The organism is Streptomyces sp. SD31, from assembly GCF_052068475.1.
GTDB lineage: Bacteria > Actinomycetota > Actinomycetes > Streptomycetales > Streptomycetaceae > Streptomyces.
The window spans coordinates 18,214-39,032 of the sequence record NZ_JBQHCX010000020.1; the positions used below are offsets into that span (position 1 = coordinate 18,214).

Sequence of the window (20,819 nt, forward strand, 5' to 3'; positions counted from 1 at the left end):
GAGGCACCACGGCCTTCGAACCTGCCGAAAGTCGAATGCGGTCGTTGCCGTTCGCCAGATGTTCCGGGCCCGCCGGCTCCCTAGCGTTGTGGACGTGACTTTGGAAGGAGCCACCAGGCGATGATCACTTTGGACCGACTGACCAAGCGGTACGGCGACAAGACGGCCGTCTCGGACCTCTCGTTCGAGATCAACCCGGGGAAGGTCACGGGCTTCCTCGGCCCGAACGGCGCGGGCAAGTCGACCACCATGCGGATGATCGTCGGTCTTGACGCGCCGACGTCGGGACGGGCGCTGGTGGGAGGCAAGCGGTACGAGGAACTACGGCACCCCCTGCGCGAGGTGGGCGCACTGCTCGACGCCCGCGCCGGGCATCCCGGCCGCTCGGCCTACCACCACCTGCTCGGCCTGGCCCGCAGCAACGGAATCCCGGCGTCCAGGGTCGGCGAGGTGCTGGAGACCGTCGGCCTGACCGAGGTGGCGAAGAAGCGCATCGGCTCCTTCTCCCTCGGCATGGGCCAGCGGCTCGGTATCGCCGGGGCGCTCCTCGGCGATCCCAAGGTGCTGCTCTTCGACGAGCCGGTCAACGGCCTCGACCCGGACGGAGTGCGCTGGGTGCGGGAGTTGATGCGGTCCCTGGCCGCGGAGGGCCGGACGGTCTTCGTGTCCAGTCACCTGATGAGTGAGATGCAGGAGACCGCCGACCATCTGCTGGTCATCGGCCGAGGAAAGATCATCGCCGACGCCCCCATCGAGGAGGTCATCGCGGGCAGTTCACTCACCGCCGTCCGGGTCCGGACTCCGCAGCCCGACGTGCTCAGGCGGGAACTGCTGCAGTTCGGGATGAGGGTGGAACAGGACGCGACCTCCGAACCCGAGGAACTCCTCGTCGTCGGCGGCACGCTGGAGGAGATCGGCGACCTGGCCTTCAACCATCGTGTCCCCATCCATGAGCTGAGCATGCGCAAGGCCAGCCTGGAACAGGCGTACATGGAACTCACCGCCGCCAGCGTGGAGTACGGCTCGCCCACGCTCTCCCAGGTCACCCATGCTCCTGATCACCAGAAGGCGTAACTGGAAATGACGACAACAACAACCGCCCCCAAGCTCGTAGGCCCCGTCAAAGGTGGAGGATTCAAGGGCGCCGTGGCGTTCGAGTGGACGAAGTTCTGGAGCGTCCGCGCCACCTGGTGGAACCTCGCCGTCGGCCTGCTGCTCACCGTGGGCTTCGCCGCGATCGTCGGCGCTTCGGCCGACGCCAGCGCGAAGAAGGGCGTCGACGTCACCATGCCGGCCCCGCACCACGCGTCACAGGCCTTCCTCATCTCCCAGTTGACCGTGGTGGTGCTCGCCACCCTCGCGCTCACCAGCGAGTACTCCAGCGGTTCCATCCGCACCACGCTGCAGAGCGTCCCCGCCCGCGGCCGGATGCTCCGGTCCAAGACGCTGGTCGTCATGGCGGTCGTGGTCGCCGCGGGCTTCGTCTTCAGCGTGCTGGGGACCCTGGTCGCCGCCCCCTTGATGGGGGACCACGGCGAGTACACGGGCGGCCAGTTGCTGGGGACCGCGCTCGGGGCCGGGGTGTACCTCGCCCTCCTCGCGGTGATGGCCATCGGTCTCGGCACCGTCCTGCGCAGCGCCGCCGGCACCATCACGACCCTCATCATGGTGCTGCTCGCGCTGCCCCAGCTGATGGGCGTCGTCGGCGCCAAGTGGCTGGAGACCGCGTCCGACTACATGCCGAGCGTCGCCGGCACCGTACTGCTGACCCAGGACAACGACCCCTACGGCGGCGGAACCGCGTTGCTGGTCCTCCTGCTGTGGGCGCTCGCCGCGTACCTGGCCGGATCCGCGGTCCTGCGCCGACGCGACGCCTAGCGCCACCCCGCCGGACAGTCCTCGGCGGACCGATCCTCCCCCCTCCAGGGGCCGCATGCTCTGCCAGGCATGCGGCCCCTTCGCCGTACGCGGAACAGATCCTGATAACAGCGCGATAAGGGCCCTATAGCGGTCATCGCCAAGGTGGGAGCGCTGGATCCTCACCCCACCCTGGAGGCTGTTCCATGCGTCGTCGTACGACCACGACCCTCACGGTCGCCGCCGGATGCGCGCTCGCGCTCGGTGTGGCGGCCGCTCCCGCGTATGCGGCCCCCGCCGACAAGCCGCAGGTGCTCTCCTCCTTCACTCAGACCAGCGCGTCGAGCCAGAACGCGTGGATCGCGGCCCAGCGGAACCAGGCCGCCTGGTCCGCCTACGAGTTCGACTGGTCGACCGACTACTGCACCGCGTCACCCGACAACCCGTTCGGCTTCCCGTTCCAGACGGCCTGTGCGCGGCACGACTTCGGTTACCGCAACTACAAGGCGGCGGGCCAGTTCGACGCCAACAAGAGCCGCGTCGACAGCGCCTTCTACGAGGACATGAAGCGCGTCTGCGTCGACTACACCGGCGAGAAGAACACGGCCTGCAACAGCACGGCCTGGACCTACTACCAGGCCGTCAAGCTGTTCGGCTGACGCGGATCCGCGCGGACCGGCGCCTGGCGGAGCCGGTCCGCGCCTGCCGGATCGGGGCCGACGGTGAGAGAGGGAGACGCATGCGCAGCGCCGTCATAGTGGGCGCCGGACTGATCGGTCGCTCCGTGGGGCTCGCACTGCGGCGACACGGCGTGACCACCTATCTGATCGACGCGGACCCCGAGGCGGCGCTGGCCGGCGAGGAGTGCGGCGCGGGCTTCGCCGCGCACCCACCGCAGCAGGCCGACATCGCGGTGATCGCGGTACCGCCCGCGCTCGTCGCTCCGGTGCTCGCCGAGCACCAGAAGCTCGGCACCGCCCGCTGCTACACGGATGTCTCCGGCGTCAAGGTCCGGCTGCACCAGGAGGCCCGGGCGCACGGCTGCGATATGACCTCTCTGGTCAGCGGGGCACCCGTGGTCGGCGGGGGAGCGGGCCGGTCGCAGGCGCGGGCCGATCTCTTCGACGGCAGGCCCTGGGCCCTCACCCCGACCGAGCTCACCGGGAATCTCGCCCTGAACACCGCACTGGAACTGGTCGCTCTGTGCGGGGCGGTCTCGGTGCTGCTGGACCCCGAGACCCACGACCGCGCGGTCGCCCTCGTCTCGCACACGCCGCACCTCGTCTCCAGCCTCGTCGCCGCCCGGCTGCTCGGCGGCGACGAGTCGGCCGTACGGCTGGCCGGCCAGGACCTGCGCGACGTCACCAGGACCGCGGACGGCAACCCCGAGCGGTGGGCCGAGATCCTCACGGCCAACGCCGGCCCGGTCGCCGACCAACTGGACGACTGGGCGGCCGAAGCGCAGGCCATGGCACGGGAGTTGCGCGACGTCGCCCGATCCGGGGACGCGGCCCGCCCGGTCCGGCTGCGGGAGACCCTGCGCTTCGGCGTGGCAGGGCGGGCCCGCATCCGGGAGCTGGACGCGCCCCGGCCCTGATGCACCGAAACACCACCGACGGAAGGGACATGACCATGCGTAGGACCCTGCGCGCCACGGCCGTCGCCGGAGCGCTGGGAGCGGCCGCGCTCCTCGCGACACCGACGGCCTCCGCCGCTCCCGCCGAGGCGACAACGGCGGACTGTGTCACCAAGAGTGACACCCAGGACTTCGCCAGGGGCGAGATCACCGTCTGTGTCGAGGACGGCCGGGCGCGGGTGACCGGTCACGTCGAGGACCTCAAGCCCGGCGGCCCCTTCACCGGAGGAGACAGCTACTGCGTGGGCTGGACCATCGGCTGGGAGACCGCCTCCGGAAGCACGTCCAGCGGCACTCCTGTGGCCTGCCCTCACTTCCCGGGCGGCGAGGCGTACATCGAGTTCGACTACGACCCCACCGAGGACGAGTACGGTCCGAGGGACGTCACCGGTGTGACGTCGCTGCGCCTCCACACGGAATCCTGGTGACCGCCCTGCCGAAGGGAAGGGCAGCACACCGGAATGAATGACGGAAGTGCAGGCGTATCCCCGGGCCGGGACGGATTTCGAAACGAATCCTCACTGACCATGGTGATGTAAATGCCGCCAGCGCTTTCGGATTGCATTCTCCGCTCCTAACGTCATCAGCGTTCAGTACTTCTCGACGAATTGAGCGCTGATGCTGAAGGTGACCGGAGCAGGACGCCCGGTGCGTCGATGTGCCGCCCTCGTGGTGGCCGCGATGCTGGCGGTCGCGCCCGCCGCCGCGAGCGGTCCGGGCGTGGCCGCACCGGCACCCGAAGAGGCCGCCTGGACCGCGCCCGCCCTGCCCGCGCCGACCGGCGCCCGGCCGGTCGGCCTGCGGACGACGGAGCTGCGCGACACCTCCCGGCGCGACCCCTGGAACCCCGCGCGCGTCCGGGAGTTGACGGTCTCGCTCTGGTATCCGGCCCGGGCCTCCACGGCGCCGCGCGCCCGCTACGTCACGGTGCGGGAATCGGAGATGATCCTGCGCCGGCACCGGGTCGAGGGCGTACCCGCCGACCTGCTCAGCCGCATCCGCGTCCACGCGCGGGTGGCCGCGCCGCCGGTGGCCGCGCCCGGACGCGGTCTGCCTCTGGTGCTGTTGTCGCCCGGTTTCGCGCTGCCCCGGTCGTCGCTGACGGGGCTCGCCGAGGAACTGGCGAGCAGGGGGTACGCGGTGGCCGCGGTCGACCACGCCTACGAGGCCGCGGCCATCCGCCATCCCGACGGCCGCGTGACGGGCTGCCTGGCCTGCGAGCGGCGACCGGAGGGAGCGGTGGTCGCCGCGACCCGCGCGGCTGATCTGTCGTTCGTACGGCAACGGTTGATCCGTTCGGCCCGGGCCGGCGGGCTGCCGCGGCTGGACCCGTCGAGGGTCGCGCTGGTGGGCCACTCCATGGGCGGGGCCGCCGCGTTCGAGGCGCTGCGCACCGATTCCGGGTTCGCGCTCGGGGTGAACATGGACGGCACGGTCCACACATCCGGCACCACCACGGTCGAGAGGCCGTTCGTGCTGCTGGGCGCGGGCGAGCACGGCCGGCCCGGCAGCGACCGGACCTGGGACCGGGCCTGGCAGGACCTCTCCGGCTGGCGCCGCTGGTTCTCGGTGGACGGCGCGGGCCATCTGTCCTTCACCGACTACGCGCCCCTGCTGGAACGGATCGGGCGGGCCGGCCCGGATGTCACGCTGCCCTCCGGGGACGGCAGCCGGATCACCCGGGAGCTGATCGTGGCCCTTCTCGACGAACGGCTCCCGCACCGCTTCGGTCCTCGCCTCGACGCGGTGGCGCAGCACCTACCGGAGGTCCGCCGCCACGACAGCCCGGTGGCCCCGGCCACTGGTTGAAAAAACGAACCAATATCGGAAGGAAACGCGGGCTCAGTATCTTGGCCAAGGTCGGAAGCAGGGGCCGCAGCCCGCGCAGAATCTCCGCCGACGTTCCCGGAAGGAATGCGAAGTGACCAATCCGTTCGAAGACGCAGACGGCCGCTATCTCGTGCTTGTCAATGATGAGGGCCAGCATTCGCTGTGGCCGTCCTTCGTGGACGTGCCGGCCGGATGGACGGTCGCCTTCGGCGAGTCCGACAGGGAGGCCTGCCTGGAGTACGTGGAGAAGAACTGGACCGACATGCGGCCCAGGAGCCTCGTCGAGGCGATGAGCGTCGACAGCTGACCCGGCGGCGGCCCCGGCACAGGCGCGCCCGCGCCGCCGGATCGCGCCGCACCGCTGCCGCCCCGCCGGATGAGATCCGGCGGGGCGCAGTGCTGTCCGGGGCGGATTCGGCGGCGTACGCCCGAACCCTGATTACGGAACGCTACGGCCCGTACGACCCTCTCGGGTTCGTACGGGCCGTCGTCGAGCGCGCTGTCCGGGTCGGTGCGCGGTGCCGGTTCGCTCGGCTCAGCCGACGCAGTCCGCCAGGCCCGCGGCGGCACGCAGGGAGTGGAACGCGTGGAGTCGCACCAACTCCTGCCATCGGTAGCGCATCTCGCCCCAGGGGCTGCGGCCCACCACTTCCAGGAGCTGCGCGTCCACCAGGGTCTCGATGAGGTCCTCGGCGTCCAGCAGATCCGCGCCGAGCACCTTCGCCGCCTCCGCCGCCTCGAAGTCGGCGTCGTCGAGACGGCTCAACTCGCGGTAGGCGTCGGCCGCACTCGGGTCCAACTCCCGCATGCTGCGGTCGAGTCGGGCGCGCAGCGAATCCTCACCGATGCTGAGTTCCGCCAGCCGGTCGGCGGAGCGTTCCAGGCGGCGTACCAGATCGGACACCTGCCAGTGCTGCTTGGTGAGCAGCCTGGCCGCCGCGGCACGCAGCGCCAGGGGTGTGTGACCGCACAGCGCGCTGAGCTGCCGGGTGGCCCGGGGGTTGTCCTCGGCCCTGGAGTCCCGCAGCACGCTGGTCAGCACCTCCCGCGACTCCTCGTCGGACAACGGGCCGACGCGCAGCCGCAGGGCGCAGTACTTCTGCAGGAGTTCGTCCAGGTTGGCCTGTCCGGTGATGAGTACGCAGCACTCACCGCTCCCGGGCAGCAGATGACGCAGCCTGGCGTACGACGACGCGTGGTCGAGGACCACCAGGACCCGCTTGCCCTCCAGCAGCGCGCGATAGCGCTCGGCGGCCTCCGAGACGTCCGTGGGCAGCGGCCCCTCGGCTCCCAGCTGGCGAAGGAACTGGTGGAGCACGTCCAGGGTCCGGCCCTGCCGGAGGTCGGCGAACAGCTGCCCGTCGGGAAACCTGTGCGCCGCCCGGTGCGCCCAGTTGACGGCGAGGCTCGTCTTTCCGATTCCCGGGCTTCCCGTGATGTACGCGATGGGGGATGGATTCTGCGGAGAACTGTTGAGCAGCGCGTCATCCATAAGCCACTGCTCGCGACTACGTCCGGTGAAGTACGCGTCGCTTTCCGGGAGCTGGCACGGTACCGGCTGGGGTCTGTCTCTTTGTGGCGCGGCAATGCCGGGAACGTCGAGCTGGGGGAATTCGTCCCGCAGGATCGAGTCGTGGAGCGACTGCAGCTCGGCGCCCAGTTCGAGGCCGATCTCCTCAATGGAGTGCCGCATTCCGTCGCGGAATGTCGTGAGCGCCTCAGCGCGCCGGCCCGAACGGTACTGGGCGAGCATCAGGTAGTAGCGCAGCCGGTCGCGCAGCGGGCAGGCGCCGACCAGCGCCTGGAGCTCACCGAGCACGGCCTGGTGCTCGCCGAGTTGGAGACGCAGCGCCATCTGCTGCTCCACGGCCAGCATCCGCTGTTCGTCGAGACGGGCCGCCTCGGTCTCGGCGAAGGGCGCGTACACGCCGCCGAGAGCCGGGCCGCGCCACAGTGCCAGCGCCTCCCGCAGGGCTGCCGCCGCCTCCGCCGGGCGGTTGTCCGCCGTCCACTCCGTGGCCCGGGCGATCAGTTGCTCGAAGCGCAGGGAGTCGAGCGAGTGGCCGGCGAGGTTGAGCATGTACCCGGGGGTGGCCGTGATGATCGTGTCCTGTCCCCAGCCCGCGCTGCGGAAGATCTTGCGCAGGGTGGCGATGCAGATCGCCACCTGGGTGCGGGCCGTGCTCGGCGGGCGGCCGTTCCAGACCTTTTCTATCAGTGAATCGAAAGACACGACCTGATTCACGGAGAGCAGTAATGCGGAGAGAACCGCCCGCTGCCGAGGCCCGCCGACCGTGAGACCTTGGCCATTCATCTGCACTTCGAGCGGCCCGAGTATTCGGAATTCCAGGCCGGATTCGATGGCTTCTTTCGTATTGGGCTTGCCGACTCCCTGGGGTATCGGACCTATGAGGTGAACATTCATGATTTCTTGAGACCCCCGCGTCAAGTTTCAGTAATGTCTGTGCAATGAAGATCCTGGATCTGCTGGGCGTGGCCGACTCGATGCATGGGACCGGCCTGCGCCGCGATCCTCGGGAGACCTCTCGCTCGTGCGCCTCCTGAGCAAAATGGAATGCTCGGCTCCGCATTTGTGCGCGTTAGCGGGCGTGGCGAGTACGGGTCGTTTGATGCATCAGATTTATCGTTCGTAGCTGGCTCCCCCCTGCCTTCTGTTAAATGATACGGATCTTCGTTGGACTCAACACTCAACTTTCGGCAGGTATCACACCTTGCTTTCGATAGTTCGCCGCGCCTATTCCGCGAACGCCTCATTCGGGACCTGGCCCCGCTCAGGCATGATCGTCCCTGGTGGCGACGGCGCCCGCCCCCTGATCGCGGGGGCCGGCGGGGCGGTGGGGCCGCGGCGGTCCGAGGGCGAGGGACCGGGATCGGTCACGTCGGGGGATTGGCTGGATCGCACCACGTGACCGGGCAGCGGACAGACGAAAGGGACGCCCGGCACGGGCCGGGCGTCCCTTCCTCTCGCGAGGGCGGTCCGGGGGATGTCACCGCCTTCGCTGGTTCAGTCGTCGGCCAGCCGCCGACGCATACGGGCCCATACGAACTCCAGCACCAGTCCGGCGACCGCGGCACAGGCGACCGCCGTCCACGGCGCCGCGACACCGACCAGCTTCAGCTGGAAGAACTCCTGGAGATACGGCACCACCAGCACGACGGCGAACGACACCGCCATCGTCAGGACCAGCAGGATCCGCCACCAGGTGTAGGGGCGGGCGATGATGGCCAGCGCCCACAGGGCCGTGAGGAACAGCGCGAGGGTCGCCGCCGAGGTCTCGGCGTCCAGGTTGTCGTCGTACACGGACCGGGCGAACAGATAGGCGACCGAGGTGGCCGTCGCCGCGAGCGCGCCGGCGGGAATGGCGAACCGCAGGACGCGGCCCACGAAGTTCGACCTGGCGCGCTCCGAGTTGGGGGCCAGCGCGAGGAAGAACGCGGGGATGCCGATGGTGAGGGAGCCGACCAGCGTGATGTGACGCGGCAGGAAGGGGTACGGCACCTGGGCGATCACGATGACGATGGCCATCAGCACCGAGTACACGGTCTTGGTGAGGAACAGGTTGGCCACGCGCTCGATGTTGCCGATGACCCGGCGGCCCTCCGCGACCACCGAGGGCAGCGAGGCGAAGTTGTTGTTGAGCAGCACGATCTGGGCCACCGCCCGGGTCGCCGGGCTGCCCGAGCCCATTCCCACGCCGATGTCGGCGTCCTTGAGCGCGAGGACGTCGTTGACGCCGTCGCCGGTCATCGCCACGGTGTGGCCCCGGGACTGCAGGGCGCCCACCATGTCCCGCTTCTGCTGGGGGCCCACCCGCCCGAAGATGGCGTTCTGCTCGACGGCGTCGGCCAGTTCCTCCGGGTGCTCCGGGAGGAACCGGGCGTCCACCGGGTTGTCCGCGCCGGGCAGGGACAGGCTCGACGCGACGGCGCCGACGGACACCGCGTTGTCGCCCGAGATCACCTTGGCCGAGACGCCCTGGTCGGCGAAGTACCGCAGGGTGGCGGGCGCCTCCTGCCGGATGCGCTGCTTGATGACGACGAGCGCGGCCGGCGTGACCGCGTCGGACACGGTCGCCGCGTCGTCCAGGAGCTCGTCCAGCGGCCGTGAGCAGCGCGCCAGGAGCAGGACGCGCAGACCCCGCGCGCCGTAGGAGTCGGCGGCGGTGAGCACGGAGTGCCCGGCCGGCAGCATCGTGTCGGGCGCGCCGAGCAGCCAGGTCGACCCCTCACCGGACGGCTGGGTGAACGTGGCGCCGCTCCACCGCCGGGCCGAGGAGAACGGCGCGGTCGCGGTGCGCCGCCAGCCCTCGGGAGCGGGGTAGGCCTCGATGATCGCCTGCAGGCTGGAGTTGGGGCGCTCGTCGGCGGCGCCGAGGGCACCGAGCACCTCCGCGACGGGTACGGACGGCAGCAGCGGAAGGACCTCGTCGACGTCCATCGACGCCTCGGTGAGCGTTCCCGTCTTGTCCAGGCACACGGTGTCCACCCGGGCCAGGCCCTCGATGGCGGGCAGCTCCTGGACCAGGCACTGCTTCTTGCCGAGCCGGACCACCCCGACCGCGAAGGCCAGCGAGGTCAGCAGGACGAGACCCTCGGGGACCATGGGTACGAGACCGCCCACCATGCGGCGGATCGCCTCGGGCAGATCGTCGTCGTTCACCATGAACTGCGTGATGATCAGCGAGATGCCCGCCGGGATGATCGCGTAGGTGACGAACTTCAGGATCCGGTCGATGCCGTTGCGCAGCTCGGAGTTGACGAGGCTGAAGCGCCGGGCCTCCTCGGCGAGTTGGGAGGCGTACGCCTCCCGTCCCACCCGGGTGGCGGTGAAGGCGCCGGACCCGGCCACCACGAAGCTGCCGGACATCACCGCGTCGCCGGGTCGCTTGACGACCGGATCCGCCTCGCCCGTGAGCAGCGACTCGTCGACCTCCAGGTTCTCGGCCGTGGTGACCGTGCCGTCCACCACGATCTTGTCGCCCTGGCCCAGGTCGATGACGTCGTCCATGACGATCTCGGAGGCGCTGAGCGTGACGCGCTGCCCGTCGCGCCAGACGCGCGGACGGCTCTCGCCGACGATCGCGAGCTGGTCGAGGGTCCGCTTGGCGCGCACCTCCTGGATGATGCCGATCAGCGTGTTGGCGAGGATGACGCCGCCGAACAGCCCGTCCTGCACAGGGCCGACGATCATGATGATGACGAACAGCACACCGATGATCGCGTTGATGCGGGTGAACAGGTTGCTCCGGACGATCTCGCCGATGCTGCGGCTCGACCGGGTCGGCACGTCGTTGACACGGCCGGCGGCGACGCGCTCGGCGACCTGAGCCGACGTCAGCCCGGCGTGCCCGTCGACGAGCGTTCCGGGTGGCGGGGCGTCGCCGACGCCCCGGGCCACGGCGTCGGCGGGGCCGCCGGGCTCGTCCAACTGCTTCTTCATCCCTGACGTCCTCCGGACTCGGCTCCGCGCTCTGCACTTTTGGCGGATGATCTCTCCGCGCATCGACAGTAGGAGCCCGCCTCCCATCGTCACCACGCACGAACGACGTCTCTTCGGCCTTACTTTCGGCAGGGACGTCCCCGCCGTCCGGCAGAGCGAAAACGGATCAATATCGAGGGGAAAGTGCGCGCTTCTAGCCTCGTGCTCGCAAGTCCCTTCCCCCCAGGCAGAGGAGATCCTCACTCATGCACGCACAGACGAGCGGATACACCGTGACAGGGGATGACGTGCAGAGTCAGCTGGAAGAACTCCGGCGGAGCCATCCCGAGCTGCACGCCCTTGCCGATCCGCAGCGGCTCGCCGCCTGGGAGGCCGCCCTGTGCACCGCCCTGGAGCAGCACGACGACTTCGGCGCCGACACGGAAGGCAGCCGCGGCGTGGAGTACGTGCAGGCCCAGACGCTGAACTCGCTGGCCCGCGAGACGGGTATCCGCGAACTCCTCGGCTTCGCCGACACCGCCCGCCGAACACCGGACGGCGAACGGCCCGTCCTGGTCGACCTGTTGGGCGGGGACGGCCTGGTGCGCAAGGTGTGCGAGGAGCTGGGCATCGGCGACTTCAACATCCTGACGTGCGACGCGTCCCCGCACATGGTCGCGTCGGCGTGGGCGGCGGGCATGCCGGCGCTGCTGCAGCGCGCGGAGCAGCCCCTGCTGCGCGACCGGACCGTCGACGCCGTGCTGCTGGCCTACGGTTCGCACCACGTGCCGCCCTCGGACCGTCAGACGGTGGCCACCGAGGCCCACCGCATGCTCCGCCCCGGCGGGACGTTCATCCTGCACGACTTCCTCGTCGGCTCGCCCGTGGACGTCTGGTTCGAGGAGGTGACCGACGTGTACTCGGCGACCGGCCACAAGTTCCTGCACTTCACCCGCGACGAGATCGACGGTTATCTGGAGAAGGCCGGGTACGACCACCGCGAGGTCGTGGAGATCGACGACCCGTACACCGCCGTCGGCGCCACCCCGGAAGAGGCCGAGATCGAGATCGGCCGGTACCTGCTCAACATGTACGGCCTGGTCAAGGTCTTCGACGGCCGGACCGAGAACGAGGCGTACCGCTGGGTGACCGAGACCGCGAAGTCCATCTTCCGCTACCCGGAGGGCGAAGGGTCCCTCCGGGCGAGCGAGCTGCGCTATGAGGAAGCCACCGGCAAGTGGCGCATCACCATCCCGCGGCGCGCGGTCGTCGGCGTCGGGCGCATCGCCGCCGCCGGGCCCGACGGCCGCTGAACCAGCGGCAACGGCGGGCCCGGCAGGGCCTGTTCAGCGGACGAAGGCGCGCCGCACCCGGTCCAGTCGGCGCAGGGCGTCCAGGGTGGCCGGGGCCGGCGCGCCGAAGTCGATGAGCGAGGCCACCTCGTCGACCCCGGCCTCCCGCAGCCGTGCCACGAAGCGCACGCACTTGTCGACCGAGCCGAACAGAGCCGCGGTGCGGAAGTAGCGCTCGAAGGCGTGGTGGAGGAGCTGGGGGCCGCTGTGGGCACCCAGTTCCGGCCAGCGGTCCCGCCACAGGTCCACGGACGACGCCAGGTACTCCAGGAACGGGGCGCGCACCACCTCACGTACCGCGTCGTCGGACTCACCGACGAAGGTGTGCACCATCAGCGTCACCCGGCCGGTGTCCGGGTCGTGGCCGGCCCGCTCGCGCGCGGCACGGTACGCGCGGATCCGTGGCACCAGGTCCTCCACGCGCTGGAAGAGCAGAGCGGTCAGCACATGGAGTCCGAGCGCGCCGGCCTCCTCGAATCCCGCGGGGTGCGACGAGCAGGTCAGCCACAGGTCCAAGTCCGGCTGGACGGGGCGCGGATAGGTCGCGACCCGCGCCCGCCGGCCCTTGCCGTCGGTGCGCTCGACGGTCCTGCCCGCCCACAGGTCCCGCACCTCGGCCAGGCTGTCCAGCGTGTGGGCGCGACGGGCGGCGTAGCGCTCCGGGGCCAGCACGAAGTCGTGCGCGTTCCAGCCGGTGGCCAGGGCCAGGTCGACACGTCCGCGGGAGAGGTTGTCGACGAACGCCCAGTCCTCCACCACGGTCAGCGGGTCGTGGAGCGGGGCGACGACACTGCCCGCCCGCAGCCGGACCCGTTCGGTCTGTGCCGCGAGGGCGGCCGCGGCCAGTGCCGGATTGGGGTAGGCGCCCCCGAAGGGGTGGAAGTGCCGCTCGGGCAGCCACACCGCGGTGAAGCCGTTGCGGTCGGCGAAGCGCGCGCTGTCGAAGAGCAGGTCGTACTCGGCGGGCGCGTCGTCCACTTTCCTGTTCGCGAAGTACAACAGACTGAAATCCACGGCTGATTGCCCGCCTTCTCAGCTCGCGCTGCCCAGCGCGCCGGCCGGCGTGTCCGCCAGTTTCCGCGCGATGAGCAGGCTGAGTGCGTCGACGCTCGGGTGGTCCCACATTTCGTCGGCTGTGACCACGACGCCGAAGTGGTCCTCGATATCGGCGGCCAGACCCGCGAAGGCGACGGAGTTCAAGCCGTGGTCCGAGAACGGCCGTCCCGGGTCGATGTCCTGTTCCGGGAGCCGGACTTGACCGGCGAAACAGGTGATGAGCCAGGTCCGGACGGTCTCGGGTGAGTGCTGGGCGTGCGCCATGTCCACCATGTCCCCTCGGTTGCTGATGCGTTGGCAGATGGTGGAGACGCGGGCCGCAACTCGGGGCGAGCAAATGCGATGGATCCATCGGAAAGTAACAGCGCGCGTGACGTCGCGTCAAGACATTCCGAGGCCGCGCAATGGATATTCCTTCAATAGCGAAGCTATAAGGCTCATTCATAAAGTGCGGAGCGGTGGATTCACGGCCGCATTTGATTTTCTGCCCTTCGTCGGCAGGCGAATAATTTACGACAGGGAAGGCGACATGACCACCCATCCCATCGCAGAACTCACGGCGGACGCGGCCGAGGCCGCCCGCGCCACCGTGCCCCACCGCGCCGCCGCCGCGGCGCTGGCGCGGGAGTACGACGTCATTCCGCTCCACCAGGAGTTCCTGGCCGATGTGATCAGCCCTGTCACCGCGTTCTCCCAGCTGTGCGGGCCGGACGAGGCGGGCTTCCTGCTGGAGAGCGTGCCCGTCTCCGGCGGCGTCGCACGCTACTCGTACGTGGGACACCGGCCGGTCCCGCTCGACCTGCCCGACGGTGACCCGCTGGCCGCACTGGAACCCCTGCTCGCGGTGTCGGAGGCCCCGCTCCACGGCCTGCCGCCGTTCCACGGAGGGGTCGTCGGCTATCTCGGCTACGAGGCGGCACGCCACTTCGAAGAGCTGCCGGTCTCCGCGGGCGCGCCGCCCGGCCTGCCCGAGTCCGCCTTCCTGGCCGCCGACGACCTGGTGGTCTTCGACCACGCCACCCGGCGCGTCCTGCTGATGACCCTGTACCGCCCGGCACATGAGTCCTACGACGACGCCGTGGCCCGGATCGTCCACCTCAACCGCAGGCTGCGGGACGCGGGCAGGCCCGACGGGTTCACGGGCCGGCCGCTCGCGGACACCGCCCCGCCGGACGCGGAGGCGACGGACGGCTGGACCGCCAACCTCACCGAGGCCGAGTTCAAGGACCGTGTCGCCCGCGCCCGCGAGCACATCGCGGCCGGCGACGCCTTCCAGATCGTGCTGTCCCGGCGGCTCAGCAGGCCCCTGCGTGCCGAACCGCTCGACCTGTACCGGCATCTGCGGGCGACCAACCCGTCGCCGTACATGTACCACCTGAGCCTGGGCGGGGGCCGCCACATCATCGGGGCGTCGCCCGAGCTGCTCGTCAAGGCGGAAGGGCGCCGCGTGGAGACCCGGCCGCTGGCCGGCACCCGGCCCCGGCACCTCGACCCCCGTCAGGACCTGGACCTGGAGCACGAACTGCTCGCCGACGAGAAGGAACGCGCCGAGCACGTGATGCTGGTCGACCTCGGCCGCAACGACCTCGGCCGGGTCACCGAACCGGGCACCGTACAGGTGGAGCAGCTCATGCGGGTCGAGCGCTTCTCCCACGTGATGCACCTGTCGTCCACCGTCTCGGGCCTGCTCGCACCGGGCTACGGCGCGCTGGACGCCCTGCGCTCCACCTTCCCCGCCGGAACCCTCTCCGGGGCACCCAAGATCCGCGCCATGGAGATCATCGCGGAGCTGGAGCCCCAGCAGCGCGGTGTCTACGGCGGCGCCCTCGGCTTCGTGGGCCTCGACGGACTGACCGACTTCGCGATCGCCCTGCGCACCATGGTCGTGGCCGACGGCCAGGTACATGTGCAGGCGGGCGCGGGCATCGTCGCCGACTCGGACGCCACGTCCGAGTACCGCGAGACGCTGCACAAGTCGCGCGCGATGATCACGGCCGTACGGCGGGCGGAGGCCCAGGCATGAGCACCTCGACCGGAACCCGCCCCGGCCCCGCCGAGGGACCGCGCGTCGCGGTGATCGACAACTACGACTCGTTCACCTACAACCTCGTGCACTACGTCACCGAGATGGGCGGCCGGCCCACGGTCTTCCGCAACGATGCCGTCGGTGTCGCCGAACTCGCCGGGTTCGACCTGCTGTTGATCTCGCCGGGGCCCGGTACGCCGGCCGACGCCGGGGTCTCCGTCGAGGCGGTCCGCGAACTGAGCGGACGGCTGCCGATCCTCGGGGTCTGCCTGGGCCACCAGGGCATCGCCGCGGCCTTCGACGGCTCGGTGGTCCGCGGAGAGCAGGTGCACGGCAAGACCTCTCTGGTGCACCACGACGGCAGCGGTGTGCTCGCCGGGCTCCCCGACCCGTTCACGGCCACCCGGTACCACTCGCTCGTGGTGAGCGCCGCCGGTCTGCCGGACGCGCTCGTCGTCACGGCCCGCACGGCGGACGGCACGATCATGGGCCTGCGCCACCGCGAGCACCCGACCTACGGCGTGCAGTTCCACCCGGAATCGGTGCTCAGCCCCGAGGGCAAGCAGCTGATCGCGAACTTCCTGGAGTGCGGTGATGATTGAGCTACTGAGAACGGTCGCCCGGCGGCGCCTGACCGAGGCCGAGGCGGCCGAGGCGATGCGCGTGATCATGCGCGGCGAGGCGACGCCGGCACAGATCGCGGGGTTCGCGCTGGCCGTCACGGTGCGCGGCGTCTCCGTCGACGACCTCGTGGGAATGGCCCGCGCGGCCCAGGAGTTCGCCACCCCCGTACGGTGCGAGGGAGAGCTGCTCGACACCTGCGGGACCGGCGGCGACGGCCTGAACACCTTCAACATCTCCACCGTGTCCGCGATCGTCGCCGCGGCCTGCGGGGTCCGCGTCGCCAAGCACGGCAACCGCAGCGCGTCGTCCGCCTGCGGCAGCGCGGACGTCCTGGAGGAACTCGGGGTCCGCATCGACCTCGGTGCCGACGACGCCGCCGCCTGTCTGCGGAGCACCGGCATCACCTTCCTGTTCGCTCCGCTCTTCCACCCGGCGTTCAAGCACACGTCCGGCCCGCGACGGGAACTGGGCGCGCGCACCGTCTTCAACCTCCTCGGCCCGCTGTGCAACCCGTCGGGCGCGCGCCTGCGCACCCTCGGGGTGCCGAGCCGGGATCTCGTGGAGCCGATGACCGAGGTCCTCGACCGGCTCGGCGTCACCCGCGCCCTGGTGTTCCACAGCGAGGACGGCATGGACGAGCTGAGCACCGGCGCACCCGCCCACGTGGTCGAACTGCGCGACGGGTGGCGCACCACTCACCGCTTCGACCCCGCCGACCACGGGCTGCCGCGGTCCCGCCCCGGCGACCTGACCGGCGGCGACCGCGCCGTCAACGCGGCCGTGGCCCGCCGCGTCCTCGCCGGTGAGCCGGGGCCCGCGCGGGACGTCGTCCTGCTCAACGCGGCCGCGGCCCTGCGCGTCGCCGCCCTGGCCGACACCTGGGCCGACGGGCTGCGCCTCGCCGGCTCGGCGGTCGACAGCGGCGCCGCCGCCGATCTGCTCGAACGCTGGACCCGCGCCTCCTGGCAGCGGGCGGAACTGGAGGTGCCCGCTTGAGCGACATCCTCGCGATCCTCGTCGCAGACGCCGAACGGCAGACGGAACGGCGGCGCGCGGTCCGCCCCGAGACGGAGCTGGTCGTGCTTGCCGCGGCCGCGCCCCCACCCCGGGACTTCGCCGCCGCCCTGCGCCGGCCGGGCCTCGGCGTCATCGCCGAGATGAAGCCCCGCAGCCCCTCCAAGGGGCCGCTCACCGACGACTACCGGCCTGCCGAGCTGGCCCGCGCCTATCAGGGCGGCGGCGCCTGCGCCCTGTCGGTCCTCACCCACGAGGACGGCTTCGGGGGCAGCCCCGACCACCTCGTGGTCGCCCGCGACGCCTCCGACGTCCCCGTCCTGCGCAAGGACTTCATCGTCGACGAGTACCAGATCCTGGAGGCCCGGGCGCTCGGCGCCGACGCCCTGCTGCTCATCGTCGCCGCGCTGACCCCCGAGCGCCTGGCCGAACTCCTCGCCTACACCCGCAAGTACGGCATGGAGGCGCTCGTCGAGGTGCACGACGAGGACGAGGTGGACACCGCTCTGGCGGCGGGTGCCGACGTCATCGGCGTCAACCACCGCGACCTGCGGGACTTCTCGATCGACCGGACCCTCTCCGCCCGGCTGCGCGAGCGGGTGGGCGGCCGGCGGGTCATGGTCGGCGAGAGCGGCGTCCGCGGCGCACAGGACGCGCGCGATCTGGAACGGGCCGGCGTGGACGCGGTCCTCGTCGGAGAACTGCTCATGCGGGCCGGGGATCCCGGCGCCACGATCAAGGAACTGATCGGATGACAGCGAGCGACACACACACGACGGCACCGGCGGCCTCGTACCGCCCGGACACCGCGGCCGGCGCGGGTGAGGACGCCTGGAGCCCCGCATCGTGGCGCGGCCGCCCCGCCGCGCAGCAGCCCGACTGGCCCGACCCGGAGGAACTGCGGCGCGTGGAGAACACCCTCGCCCTGCAGCCCCCGCTGGTGCTCCCGGACGAGATCCTCGATCTGCGGCACTCCCTCGCCGGGGTCGCCGCCGGAGAGGGCTTCCTGCTGCAGGCGGGAGACTGCGCCGAACGGTTCAGCTCCTGCACCGAGGCCGGCGTCCGCGGCAAGCTGCGCGTGATCCTCCAGGTGGCCATCCTGCTCACCTACGGATCCGGCCTGCCCGTGGTGAAGGTCGGGCGGATCGGCGGCCAGTTCGGCAAGCCCCGCAGCCGCCCCACCGAGACGATCGACGGGGTCGAACTGCCCGCCTACCGCGGGGACATCGTCAACGGCCCCGAGTTCACCGCCGAGGCACGCCGCGCGGACGCCACCCGGCTGCTGCGCGCCTACCAGCACTCGTCGGCGGCTCTGAACGTCCTGCGGGCCCTGACCCTGGGCGGTTACGCCGACCTCGGCCAGGTCCACGACTGGAACCAGGAGTTCGTCCGCGGCAGCGCCGCCGGGCAGCGGTACGAGAAGGCCGCCGACGACATCACCTGGGCCCTGCGGTTCATGTCCGCCTGCGGCGTCGACACCCGCTCCCAGGCCGCGCTGCACCAGATCCAGCTCTACACCTCGCACGAGGCGCTGCTGCCCCACTACGAGCAGGCGCTGACCCGCTACGACGAGAAGCGGCGCACATGGTTCGACACCAGTGCGCACATGGTGTGGATCGGTGACCGCACCCGCCAACTCGACGGCGCCCACGTGGAATTGCTGTCCGGCATCGGCAACCCCCTCGGGATCAAGGTCGGCCCGACCACGACACCCGGACAGCTGCGCGAACTGTGCGAGCGCCTCGACCCGGACCGCGCGCCGGGGCGGCTCGTCCTGATCAGCAGGCTCGGCGCCGGAAAGGGCACCGAGCTGCTGCCGCCGCTGCTGCGGGCCGTACGCGACGCGGGACACACCCCGGTGTGGGCCTGCGACCCCATGCACGGCAACACCTTCGTCTCCGAGAGCGGCTACAAGACCCGCCGGCTCTCCGACATCACGACCGAGGTGGCCGAGTTCTTCGCGGTGCACCGGCAGGAGGGCCTGCACCCGGGCGGGATCCACCTCGAACTCACCGGCGACGACGTCACCGAATGCCTCGGCGGCGACCTCGAGGAAGTGCTCGACACCCACCTCGCCACCCGCTACGAAACCGCCTGCGACCCGCGCCTGAACGCCGTCCAGTCCATCGAACTCGCCTTCCGCGTGGGGGAGTTCCTGCGTGAGCTCCGGCGCGGCGAACGATGAACGACATACGCGAGGCGGCCGGCCTGCCCGAGGTCCTGCGCGCTCTGGCCCGCTCGCAGCCCGACGAGGCGGCGGTGATCCACATCCGGGTCCCGGACGATGACGACGCCTACGACACGCTGACGTATGCCGGGCTGGATCTGGCGGCGCGCGAGCTCGCGGCACGGCTGCGCGCGGAGGCGGGGCTCGTCCCCGGCGACCGGGTGCTCCTCCAGTTCCCGTCCGGTACGGGGTTCCCCGTCGCGTTCTTCGGGTGTCTGTACGCGGGACTCATCGCCGTACCCGCGCCGCTGCCCGGCAACAACCGGCGCGAACTCCTGCGGGTCAAGGGGATCGTGCGCCAGGCAGGCGTCCGCGCGATCCTCACCGACGGCGAGAACCGCCCGGCGGTGTGCGCATGGATGAGCACGGAATCACTGGAGGACGTCCCGCTCCTGGTGACCGAGGGACCGGACGGGGCCGCGCCCGGCGCGGCCGACGCCCCGCACCCGCCGCCCGGCGAGAGCGCGCGCCACGACACCCCCGCCCTGATCCAGTACACCTCGGGCTCGACCTCCGACCCCAAGGGCGTCGTGGTCACCCACGGCAATCTGCTGCACAACGTCGCCGTCATGGGGGAGAGCTTCGCCGTCCCGCCCGGCACCCGGCACGGTGGCTGGATTCCCCTCTACCACGACATGGGCCTCGTCGGTCATCTGCTCACCGGCGTCCTGCTGGGCAGGGGCGCCGTCACGATGAACCCGATCGCCTTCGTGCGCCGGCCCCACCAATGGCTGCGCGTCATCGACCGGTTCGCCATCGGCCACTCCAACGCGCCCGACTTCGCCTACGAGTTGTGTCTAAGGCGCACCCGCCCCGACCAGATCGAGGGGCTCGACCTCTCGCGCTGGCGGTACGCGGTCAACGGCTCGGAACCCGTGCGCGCGGACACACTGCGGGCGTTCACCGAACGGTTCGCGCCCTACGGCTTCCGCCCGGAGGCCCTGGTGCCCTGCTACGGCATGGCGGAGGCCACCCTGTACGTGTCGGGAACGGTGTCGCGGCCCCCCGCCACGCTCCTCGCCGACGCCGCCCTGCTGGAACGGAACGTGCTCGTCGCCGCGAAGCCGGCCGGCGCCCCGCGGACCACCACACGCGAGCTGGTCAGCTGCGGCGAACTGCACGACCTCGCCTGCCGGATCGTCGATCCCGCGACCGGCGCCGCGCTCCCCGACGGGAACGTCGGGGAGATCTGGCTCAGCGGACCCAGCGTCGCCCAGGGCTACTGGGGCAACGCGGAAGCGACCGAGGAGATCTTCGGCGCCGTACTCGACGGCGAGCGGTATCTGCGCACGGGCGACCTGGGAGCGCTGGTCGACGGTGAACTCTTCCTCACCGGCCGGAGGAAGGAGGCCCTGACGATCAACGGCCGCAATCTCTACCCGCAGGACATCGAGCACGAACTGCGCAGCCGCCACCCCGAGTTGTCCTCGCTGCCCGGCGCCGCGTTCACCGTCGTCGACCGGCGCGGCGAGCGTCACGAGGAGGCGCTCGTGGTGACGCAGGAGATCGCACGGCAACTGCCCGACGAGCAGTACGCGCGGCTCGCGGCCGACATGAAGCGGACGGTCGTGCGCGAGTTCGGGCTCCCCGTGCGGGGGGTGGCGCTGCTGCGCCGGGGCACGGTCCGGCGTACGACGAGCGGCAAGATCCAGCGGGTCGCCATGCGGGACCTCTTCCTCGCCGGCGCCCTGCGGCCGCTCTACGCGGACTGGCGGGACGGACGGGCTGAGCGATAACGCGCCGATAGGGCGCGCATG

The 20,819-nt window shown here is 70.9% G+C and carries 18 protein-coding genes; 14 read left to right on the top strand and 4 right to left on the bottom strand.

Features of this window, described 5'->3' with window-relative positions:
• Positions 1–120: 120 nt before the first annotated feature.
• The 7 genes from ACTMVF_RS34875 to ACTMVF_RS34905 all read left to right on the top strand — a co-directional run bounded on the left by ACTMVF_RS34875 (position 121) and on the right by ACTMVF_RS34905 (position 5,630).
• Positions 121–1,074, top strand: coding sequence for an ABC transporter ATP-binding protein (locus ACTMVF_RS34875; protein WP_441275061.1), 954 nt, complete (start codon positions 121–123; stop codon positions 1,072–1,074).
• A 6-nt stretch (positions 1,075–1,080) separates the two neighbouring features.
• Positions 1,081–1,878, top strand: coding sequence for an ABC transporter permease subunit (locus tag ACTMVF_RS34880; RefSeq protein ID WP_302001147.1), 798 nt, complete (start codon positions 1,081–1,083; stop codon positions 1,876–1,878).
• A gap of 185 nt (positions 1,879–2,063) precedes the next feature.
• Positions 2,064–2,516, top strand: a complete 453-nt coding sequence (locus tag ACTMVF_RS34885; protein ID WP_302001148.1) for a phospholipase — start codon at positions 2,064–2,066, stop codon at positions 2,514–2,516.
• An 80-nt stretch (positions 2,517–2,596) separates the two neighbouring features.
• Complete coding sequence (locus ACTMVF_RS34890; protein ID WP_441275062.1) at positions 2,597–3,454, top strand: prephenate dehydrogenase; 858 nt, start codon at positions 2,597–2,599, stop codon at positions 3,452–3,454.
• 29 nt (positions 3,455–3,483) lie between these two features.
• Complete coding sequence (locus ACTMVF_RS34895; RefSeq protein ID WP_441275063.1) at positions 3,484–3,921, top strand: hypothetical protein; 438 nt, start codon at positions 3,484–3,486, stop codon at positions 3,919–3,921.
• A gap of 190 nt (positions 3,922–4,111) precedes the next feature.
• On the top strand, positions 4,112–5,302 hold the full coding sequence (locus ACTMVF_RS34900) for an alpha/beta hydrolase family protein (protein WP_441275064.1): 1,191 nt from the start codon (positions 4,112–4,114) through the stop codon (positions 5,300–5,302).
• Between the two features lie 112 nt (positions 5,303–5,414).
• Complete coding sequence (locus ACTMVF_RS34905; RefSeq protein ID WP_030250624.1) at positions 5,415–5,630, top strand: MbtH family protein; 216 nt, start codon at positions 5,415–5,417, stop codon at positions 5,628–5,630.
• A gap of 228 nt (positions 5,631–5,858) precedes the next feature.
• Here ACTMVF_RS34905 and ACTMVF_RS34910 read toward each other — a convergent pair whose 3' ends face one another.
• Both ACTMVF_RS34910 and ACTMVF_RS34915 read right to left on the bottom strand, forming a co-directional pair.
• Positions 5,859–7,748, bottom strand: a complete 1,890-nt coding sequence (locus tag ACTMVF_RS34910; RefSeq protein ID WP_441275065.1) for a BTAD domain-containing putative transcriptional regulator — start codon at positions 7,746–7,748, stop codon at positions 5,859–5,861.
• 600 nt (positions 7,749–8,348) lie between these two features.
• Positions 8,349–10,784, bottom strand: coding sequence for an HAD-IC family P-type ATPase (locus tag ACTMVF_RS34915; protein ID WP_441275066.1), 2,436 nt, complete (start codon positions 10,782–10,784; stop codon positions 8,349–8,351).
• Positions 10,785–11,029: 245 nt separating this feature from the next.
• On the opposite strand from ACTMVF_RS34915, the gene ACTMVF_RS34920 reads away from it, so the two are divergent.
• Entirely contained in the window at positions 11,030–12,076 is a 1,047-nt protein-coding gene (locus ACTMVF_RS34920; RefSeq protein WP_441275067.1) for a class I SAM-dependent methyltransferase, read from the top strand.
• Positions 12,077–12,109: 33 nt separating this feature from the next.
• Here the strand turns inward: ACTMVF_RS34920 and ACTMVF_RS34925 are convergent, their stop codons facing one another.
• Together ACTMVF_RS34925 and ACTMVF_RS34930 are read right to left on the bottom strand one after the other, a co-directional pair.
• Positions 12,110–13,129: a MupA/Atu3671 family FMN-dependent luciferase-like monooxygenase gene (locus ACTMVF_RS34925; RefSeq protein WP_441275068.1), complete on the bottom strand. Its 1,020-nt coding sequence runs from the start codon at positions 13,127–13,129 to the stop codon at positions 12,110–12,112.
• 18 nt (positions 13,130–13,147) lie between these two features.
• Complete coding sequence (locus tag ACTMVF_RS34930) at positions 13,148–13,444, bottom strand: acyl carrier protein (RefSeq protein WP_441275069.1); 297 nt, start codon at positions 13,442–13,444, stop codon at positions 13,148–13,150.
• Positions 13,445–13,700: 256 nt separating this feature from the next.
• Between ACTMVF_RS34930 and ACTMVF_RS34935 the strand changes: the two genes are divergently transcribed.
• From ACTMVF_RS34935 to ACTMVF_RS34960, 6 genes are read left to right on the top strand one after another with little or no spacing between them, the layout of a single operon-like run.
• Positions 13,701–15,194: an anthranilate synthase component I family protein gene (locus ACTMVF_RS34935; protein ID WP_441275070.1), complete on the top strand. Its 1,494-nt coding sequence runs from the start codon at positions 13,701–13,703 to the stop codon at positions 15,192–15,194.
• Positions 15,191–15,799, top strand: a complete 609-nt coding sequence (locus tag ACTMVF_RS34940; protein ID WP_441275071.1) for an anthranilate synthase component II — start codon at positions 15,191–15,193, stop codon at positions 15,797–15,799. The genes ACTMVF_RS34935 and ACTMVF_RS34940 overlap by 4 nt, the downstream gene beginning before the upstream one ends.
• Positions 15,792–16,817, top strand: coding sequence for an anthranilate phosphoribosyltransferase (gene trpD, locus ACTMVF_RS34945; protein ID WP_441275072.1), 1,026 nt, complete (start codon positions 15,792–15,794; stop codon positions 16,815–16,817). The genes ACTMVF_RS34940 and trpD overlap by 8 nt, the downstream gene beginning before the upstream one ends.
• Complete coding sequence (gene trpC / locus ACTMVF_RS34950; protein WP_441275073.1) at positions 16,814–17,590, top strand: indole-3-glycerol phosphate synthase TrpC; 777 nt, start codon at positions 16,814–16,816, stop codon at positions 17,588–17,590. The genes trpD and trpC overlap by 4 nt, the downstream gene beginning before the upstream one ends.
• Complete coding sequence (locus ACTMVF_RS34955) at positions 17,587–19,020, top strand: class II 3-deoxy-7-phosphoheptulonate synthase (protein WP_441275074.1); 1,434 nt, start codon at positions 17,587–17,589, stop codon at positions 19,018–19,020. The genes trpC and ACTMVF_RS34955 overlap by 4 nt, the downstream gene beginning before the upstream one ends.
• On the top strand, positions 19,017–20,798 hold the full coding sequence (locus ACTMVF_RS34960) for a fatty acyl-AMP ligase (RefSeq protein WP_441275075.1): 1,782 nt from the start codon (positions 19,017–19,019) through the stop codon (positions 20,796–20,798). Before ACTMVF_RS34955 ends, ACTMVF_RS34960 begins: the two co-directional genes overlap by 4 nt.
• The last annotated feature ends 21 nt before the right edge of the window (positions 20,799–20,819 follow it).